We start from the raw sequence: 7,082 nt of genomic DNA on the forward strand, positions 1-7,082 counted from the left end.
CTACGCGCCTGATCCCGCCACCAGCCGGTTGGTCAGTGAGCCGATGCCCTCCACAGTGCTGACGAGAGTTCCTCCCGGCCGCAGGAAGCGCTGCGGGTCGCGGCCCATCCCCACCCCGGACGGGGTGCCGGTGAAAATGAGGTCGCCGGGAAGGAGCGGGACGACCGCGGACAGCCGTGCGACGAGCTCGGGAACGGGGAAGATCAGGTCCCTGGTCCTGCCGTCCTGGAGCACCTCGCCGTCCAGGGCGCAGGACAGTGCCAGGTCGTCGGGGTCGGCGAACTCCTCGACGCTCACCAGTGAGGGGCCGATCGGGCTGAACCCCGGGTAGGACTTGCCTAGGGAGAACTGCGGTACCGGTCCGGCTAGTTGGACCGTCCGTTCGGACAGATCCTGCCCCACGGTCAGGGCCGCCACGTGGCTCCACCCGTCCTTCTCCGACACCCGGTGTCCCGGGCGTCCGATGACCGCGACCAGCTCGACCTCCCAGTCGACCCGGTCACTGGGGAGCGTCACCGTGTCGTACGGGCCGGCGATGCTGGTGACGAACTTCGTGAACACCGCCGGCGAAGTGATCTTCGACTGCACGCCCGACTCGGCGACGTGCGCCCGGTAGTTGAGGCCGATCCCGAAGACCTGGGCCGGCCGGCGGACCGGGGGGCCGACCTGCGAGGGTGAGAAGGGAATGGCGTCGTCCAGCGAGCGGCCCTCGGCCCACTGCGCGAACTCGTCCCACCGCTCGAAGACGCGGTCGGGCTCGGCTGCGAACCTGCCGTCACTCGCCTTCTCGACATCCAGTGCCCGGTCGTCGTGCAGCAGCGCGAGTCTGCCGCCGATCCTGCCCATGCGCATGACTGCTCCTATGGGGTTGTGTGCTGCGGAAATCAGCGGCTGCTGTGCGTGCCGGTCATCAGGGCGGCGAGGTCCTCCGGCTTGAGGAAGGACGGCGGGGGCGGCGGGCCCCAGTTGTAGAGGCCGCGGGCTCCGTCGACGACCGAGGGCTGCCACAGCTGGTCGTCGACGATGCAGTCGAGGTCGCTGTAGTACTCGGAGAAGTTGCCGGCCGGGTCCTTGAGGTACCAGAAGAAGTTCGACCCGATGTGGTGCCGGCCCAGCCCCCACACGTGCCGCTCGGGGTGCTCCTCCAGCATCGCGGTGGCGCCGCGGCCGACCTCGTCCACGTCGTCGACCTCCCACGCCGTGTGGTGCAGGAAGTCCACCGGAGCCTTCTGGACGAGGAGGTTGTGGTGGTCGGTGGAGCACCGCAGGAAGCTGGCCAGGCTGGGCACGCGGTCGGTGACCTTGAAGCCCAGGCCCTCGGTGAAGAAGCGCTGGCTGGCGTCCTGGTCACGCGAGCCGATCACCACGTGCCCCAGCTTGCGTGGCCGCACCCGGTTCGTCCGCTCCGCCCCGGGGGCGCGGACGTTGGGGCGCGAGGGCGCCCGGGACCGTTGTAGGGCACCTGCTCGGCCGGGGTCTGCTCCAGGTGCGGGGCGATATCCAGGGTCACCGTCAGGTTGGAGTTCGGGTCGGCGACTCGCAGCGACGTGGCGCCCCGTTGAGCCGGCACGTCCAGCTTCGACAGACCGGCGGCCACACGGTCCAGGTCGTCCTGGTCGTCCACGCCGACGCCGAGTTCGACGAGCCGGCGTTGTGCGCTGTGGGCGAGCTTCAGCTGCTCGCCGCCCTCCTCGGTGGCGAAGCGGCGGACCTTCCCGTCGCCCACCGGCGTGAGACCGAACTCCTCGTAGTAGCCGGCCGCGGCCTCGACGTCCGGGACGCCGAGGGTGATCGACGTCAGGCGATGCAGGGCCATTGCGTTCTCCTTCAGATGAGGGGGCAGGTCCGCGGGTTGCCGACGGCTGCCCGGGTACTGACTGCCACGCAGGCGTCCGTGATCGAGAGGACCGGTTCGGAGCGGGCCGCGCCTCAGGCGCGCGTCCACCGCAACTCGACGCGGCGCCGCCCCTCGCGGTCGGTGGACAGGACCAGGCAGTCGCCGTCGAGCCGGGCCCACCGGACCTGATCGTCGGTGAAGGGCGGCAGTCCGACGCGGACGACGTGCCGGAGCACACCATCCGGATCGGCCCGGTACTCGCCGAGGTACGCCACCGCGGGTGCGTCCGCGTGGCCGGGGATCACCACGGCAACCTGGTGCGCCGGCCCGTAGTGCAGCCTTCCCGGCGGCTGTCGACCGTACGGCTCGGCCAGAAGGGTGCCGTCGGCGCTCAGCTCACGGATGCTGCGCAGGGACCACGTCCCGAGCAGGCCCGAGTCCCATGCCGCCAGGGGCGCGGACGTCTTCTGCGTCGTGCGCACATCGCTCCTTTCCGATTCATCGGGCGGGGGCGCCCGCACATCGCGTGCTGGAGAGTCAGGGGGGCGAGGACGGCGTCCAGAGCGGCCCGCGTCTTCACGCCGACCTCCAGGGCCGACATGGCGTCGAAGGCGTCGACGAGCTGCTCACGGCCGTACCTGCTGGCCGGGAAACCCGCCCAGGCCGTGAACGACTCGACGCCGAGCGCGGCGGCCATACGGAAGAAGTCGTATCACTCATGCTGCACACTCCCGTTCCTCGGCCGACGTCGCCCTGCGTCACCGGCGGTAGGGCGACGGCTTCGTCTCAGCGGCAGCGGCCTCACGGACCGCGCTCCTTCAGCCTAGCCATTTATCGATAGAACGCAAGATTATCGAAATTTAGCCGTCGCGCAGTAGGCTTCGGCGATCCCGGGGGACTTCAGCGAGGGGCAACCGGCATCCTCGGGATGCCGGTCCCCTCTGGGCGCGACGGCGAAGAGGAGCCGGGGGCGGGCTCGTTCAGGCGGCGCACCGCCCGGGCGACGTCGCGCCACCGCCTGAACGCGGGCTCGTGTGGATCACGGTGGCCTCGGCCTCCGCGGATCCGGTGCGGCCAGAAGGCGCCACCGCACCGAACCGGGTGGTGACGCCCGCCGGCCCACGGCACCCGAGGCGGCACCGTGGTATCCGGACACACCGATCGAAAGAGGGACGGGCATGGCCGGGCACGGATACTTCACGCTGGACGCCTCGACCCGGTGGCGGTTCGTGACGCCTCGCGGAGACCCGTTCCTGTCCATCGGTGTCGTACACGCCGACGACACGAACCTGCGGTACCCGCACAACGCCGACCTCTTCGCCGAGCGCTACGGATCCTCGCGCCGGCGCTGGCTGAACGAGGGCCTCGTACCGGAGCTGTCGGCATGGGGGTTCAACACGCTCGGCTGGACCGCCGAGTACGTCAGCGGCAGCGGCCTGTCGGCCACCCACGACGTCGTCGACCTCGGCCACTCCGACGGCCTGCCCGACGAAGACGCGGCCGCTTGCGGCCTGCCCTACACCCTGTCCCTACGCATCGCCGAGATCGAGCACTGGAACGGCCACCCCGCCTACCGCGACCCGCGATCCGCGGCATTCGCGCAATGGTGCGACCACCTGGCCAGGACGCGGTGCCGACCGAACGACCCGAACCTGATCGGCTACTTCCTCGTCGACGCACCGGCGTGGGCGCAACACCCGGCCGGCAGCGGCTACTCCTCCGACGAGCTGGCGGAGATCGCCGATGCCTACTACCGAGTATCGACCGAGGCGATCCGCCGGCACGACCCCCACCACCTGATCCTCGGCGACCGTTACGGGACGCGGGGCGGCATCCCGGAACCAGTGCTCGATGCGGCTGCCACCCACGTGGACGTGCTGAGCCTGCAAACCTTCCCGGCCGTCGACCAAGCGGCGATCGACGCCGTCGCCGATCAATTCGACGCATGGCACAGCCGCACGGGACTCCCGGTGCTCCTTGCCGACACCGGCAACTGGTGCCCGACCACCATGAGCCCAGGGCGGGTTGGGTCCGCCCGCGACCAGGCCGAGCGCGGCCTGGGATACCGGATGATCGCCGACACGTTCGCAGCACGCCCGTGGTGCCTCGGCTGGCACTGGTGCAGCTGGCTGGAGAACCCGCACCGTGGCTTCGGCCTCAAAGACCCCTGGGACGAGCCGTACACCGAACTGGTGACCATCGCCCGGCAGACCAACCGTCATTGGACCGACGCGATCGCATCTGCACCGCCCCCATGCCCCGGAGACCTCTGATGCGGCCCTGCTCATCCGTACCCGGGTCGACCGCGTCGACCGCATGCAGCCGTTGCCCCCGGCCTTGAGCAGACCCCGACGACGGGGCGGTTTCCTCCCCTGGTGCCGGGCGCCCTCCTCTTGGATTGAGTCGCCCCGCCCGACCCTAGAGCCAGCTGCTGGCGGTGTGTCGTCGCCCGGTGTCGACACCAGGCAGACGAAAGTTGACCGTTCGTGCGCGACCGACACGTGGATGATCGCTGTGGACAGCTTCCATCGTGCGTGTCCCGCGTGCCGCTACCCGCCGGCCGCACCCTCGACGTCGGAGGCGGGGAAGCTGACGCGGATGGTCAGTCCGCCGTCCGGATTGGCCTCGGCGTCGGTGCGGGCCTGGTGGGCGTGGGCGATCGAGGCGACGATGGAAAGGCCCAGGCCGGCGCCCTCGCCGTGGGTGTGGCGGCGCTCTTCAAGGCGGCGGAAGGGCTCGAAGAGATACGGGACGGTCTCCGGCGGCACACGGGGGCCGCTGTTGTCGACCTCCAGTGCCCGGTCGAGCGCGGTGACCGTGACGTGGCCGCCGTCGTGGTTGTAGCGGAGGGCGTTGCCGACGAGGTTGCGCACGAGGTGCATGAGCAGCACCGGATCGCCTTGCACGGTCACGGGTGCGGTGCGGGTTCGGACAGTGATGCCACGGTCGCGGGCCTGCTGTGCGAGGGCGTGCTCGGCGATCACGGAGCGGACGAGCTCGTCCAGGGCGACCGGTTCGCGGTGGTCCAGGCCCTGGTCGGAGACGGAGAGGAGCAGCAGGCCCTCGATGAGCTGTTCGCTGCTGTCGGCGACCTCGATGAGCTTGCGACGGATGCGTGCGACGGCCGCCGGGTCGGAGGTGGCCAGGCCGATCTCCGCCGCCGCCCGCTGCACCGCCAGCGACGTGCGCAACTCGTGCGCGGCGTTGGCCGCGAACCGTTTCTGCGCGCCGACGAGGTGCTCTATGCGGTCGAGCATGTCGTCGAAGGTGTCGGCGAGTTGTTTGAGCTCGCCGGCGGGGGCTTCGAGGGCGATCCGCTCGTGGAGGTTCTCCCCGGACAGTCGCCGGGCGGTGCGGGTGATCACCCCGACGGGGCGCAGCACCCGCCCGGCCATCCACCACGCCAGCACGACCGAGACGATGGCGAAGGCGGCCAGGGTGATCAGCGAGATGGTCAACAGCCGGTTCTGGGTGGCCTGTTCGGCGGCCTGTGTGAAGACCTTGATGGCCTCGGCGGCCTGTTCGTCGTGCTGGACGGGGAGGGGTCCTGGGGATGCTGGGGCAGCGGTGGGAAAAGAGGAAGCGCTGGAATGCCCGGTGGTGACGTCCGAACGCCGTGCCACTGCCGCGGTGAGAGTGGTGTACAGCCCCTGAGTCACGAGAAAGTTGATCAGGCCGATGAGCATGGCTCCGGCGAGGACGAGCAAGCCGCCGTAGAGCACCGTCAGCCGGACCCGTTCGCCACCGGGCAACCGCGGCCGTCGCGTGCGAGGCTTCAGGGGCCGGTTCACGCTTCTCCGCCGATGCGGTATCCGTGTCCCGGAACGGTGTCGATGACCGGGGGCTCCCCGAGCTTGGCGCGGAGTTTGCTGAGCGTGACCCGGACGGCGTTGGTGCGGTAGCTGGTGTTCTCCTCCCAGACCCGCTCGATCAGGTCGTCGCCGCTGACGACGGCGCCCTCGGCGCGCATCAGGACTTCCAGCACCCCGAATTCCTTGCGCGACAGTGCGAGGTAGCGGCCGTCCCGGGATGCCTGCCGGCGGGCGGTGTCCATGGTGATGCCCGCCCGTTCGATGACGGGGGGTAGGGCGGGGCGGGCACGGCGGCCCAGGGCCAGCACGCGGGCGAGGAGTTCCTCGTAGGCGAACGGCTTGGCGAGGTAGTCGTCGGCACCAAGGCCGAGGCCCGCGACCCGCTCGCGCACGGTATCGGCGGCGGTGAGCATCAGCACCCGCGTCAGCAGGCGTGCCTCGACGACCCGGCGGCACACCTCGTCGCCGTGCAGGCCAGGAAGGTCACGGTCGAGGACGAGCACGTCGTAGTCGCCCAGGCGCAGTCGCTCCAGCGCCATCAGGCCGTCGTGTGCGACGTCGACGGCCAGGGCGTCACGCCGCAGCCCTTCGGCGATCATCTCTGCCAGGAATTCTTCGTCCTCCACGACCAGCACACGCATGCGTCCACGTATACCTGAGGACGGCATTTCGTCGGTGTAAACGTCTTCGTTGAGAGAAGCGAAATACAGGTGGGTGCCAGCCTCCGTGCCGTAGGCCACCGGGCCTCGGATACGGAGGAGGAATTCCATGTGGAACGTCAAGTACGGCATTACGGCTGTGTGCATCACGGGAATGGCGTTGTTTGCCGTGGGCTGCACCGGGGGCGGTGCGGATTCCGGCAAGGGCGGCGGTGCGCAGGGCTCGGGCGCGTCCGATGCGGGCAAGAAGGAGGACGACGCCTACAAATACCGTCAGTGTCTGCGTGACAACGGTGTGCAGGTGCAGGAGCCGAAGGAGGGCCAGGCCGCGGGCCTTGAGGTGAAGGACGAGAAGGCGTTCAAGAAGGCTCAGGAGGCATGCAAGGACCTGCCCGGTGCCGGCAAGGAAATGAGCCAGAAAGAGCAGGAAAAGGCCCTCGACGAGGCCGTCAAGATGGCGAAGTGCATGCGTGAGCACGGTGTCGACATGCCGGACCCGCAGCTCAAGGACGGCAAGCTGACCGCGCAGCGGGGCAGCGCCAGCGTGGACCGGGAAAAGATGGACAAGGCCATGAAGGCGTGCGGTGATCAGCATGGGGAGTGAGCGCAAGCGTCCCCCCAGAAAGTACGTGATCGCTTCGCTGGCAGTGGCGAGCGCGCTGGTGGGCGGGGCAGCGGTTGTCTCGGTCAGCGATGACGACGGCAAGGGCCAGGAGCGGCACACGGACGGGCTGCCGCAGAAGACCGACGCGATCAAGCGGCAGGACCTGAGCA

Annotated in this window: 6 protein-coding genes and 1 pseudogene; 2 read left to right on the top strand and 5 right to left on the bottom strand. The window is 69.7% G+C overall.

Going from position 1 to position 7,082, the window contains the following annotated elements:
• The 3 genes and pseudogenes from ACLJT4_RS28690 to ACLJT4_RS28700 form a co-directional block, all read right to left on the bottom strand.
• The gene (locus ACLJT4_RS28690) at positions 1–852 is read right to left on the bottom strand and encodes a fumarylacetoacetate hydrolase family protein (protein ID WP_411126565.1); all 852 of its coding nucleotides are present in this window, start codon (positions 850–852) and stop codon (positions 1–3) included.
• Positions 853–884: 32 nt separating this feature from the next.
• Positions 885–1,816, bottom strand: a pseudogene (locus ACLJT4_RS28695) (VOC family protein).
• A gap of 113 nt (positions 1,817–1,929) precedes the next feature.
• Positions 1,930–2,319 (bottom strand): hypothetical protein, encoded by a 390-nt coding sequence (locus ACLJT4_RS28700; RefSeq protein ID WP_411126567.1) that lies wholly within the window; start codon positions 2,317–2,319, stop codon positions 1,930–1,932.
• A 696-nt stretch (positions 2,320–3,015) separates the two neighbouring features.
• Here ACLJT4_RS28700 and ACLJT4_RS28705 point away from each other — a divergent pair.
• A complete protein-coding gene (locus tag ACLJT4_RS28705; protein ID WP_411126569.1) occupies positions 3,016–4,110 on the top strand; it encodes a hypothetical protein in 1,095 nt (364 codons plus the stop codon).
• A gap of 276 nt (positions 4,111–4,386) precedes the next feature.
• Here the strand turns inward: ACLJT4_RS28705 and ACLJT4_RS28710 are convergent, their stop codons facing one another.
• Together ACLJT4_RS28710 and ACLJT4_RS28715 are read right to left on the bottom strand one after the other, a co-directional pair.
• Positions 4,387–5,628, bottom strand: coding sequence for a sensor histidine kinase (locus ACLJT4_RS28710; RefSeq protein ID WP_411126571.1), 1,242 nt, complete (start codon positions 5,626–5,628; stop codon positions 4,387–4,389).
• A complete protein-coding gene (locus ACLJT4_RS28715) occupies positions 5,625–6,290 on the bottom strand; it encodes a response regulator transcription factor (RefSeq protein ID WP_411126573.1) in 666 nt (221 codons plus the stop codon). Before ACLJT4_RS28715 ends, ACLJT4_RS28710 begins: the two co-directional genes overlap by 4 nt.
• 127 nt (positions 6,291–6,417) lie before the next feature.
• Here ACLJT4_RS28715 and ACLJT4_RS28720 point away from each other — a divergent pair, with 127 nt between their 5' ends.
• Positions 6,418–6,912, top strand: coding sequence for a hypothetical protein (locus ACLJT4_RS28720; RefSeq protein WP_411126575.1), 495 nt, complete (start codon positions 6,418–6,420; stop codon positions 6,910–6,912).
• The last annotated feature ends 170 nt before the right edge of the window (positions 6,913–7,082 follow it).

Source organism: Streptomyces sp. x-19 (assembly GCF_046549115.1).
Classification (GTDB): Bacteria; Actinomycetota; Actinomycetes; order Streptomycetales; family Streptomycetaceae; genus Streptomyces; species Streptomyces albulus_C.

Excerpts from the sequence above, each read along its gene's own strand:
- ACLJT4_RS28720 (WP_411126575.1), top strand. The coding sequence starts at position 6,418 with ATGTGGAACGTCAAGTACGGCATTACGGCTGTGTGCATCACGGGAATG.
- ACLJT4_RS28715 (WP_411126573.1), bottom strand. The coding sequence starts at position 6,290 with ATGCGTGTGCTGGTCGTGGAGGACGAAGAATTCCTGGCAGAGATGATC.
- ACLJT4_RS28705 (WP_411126569.1), top strand. The coding sequence starts at position 3,016 with ATGGCCGGGCACGGATACTTCACGCTGGACGCCTCGACCCGGTGGCGG.
- ACLJT4_RS28690 (WP_411126565.1), bottom strand. The coding sequence starts at position 852 with ATGCGCATGGGCAGGATCGGCGGCAGACTCGCGCTGCTGCACGACGAC.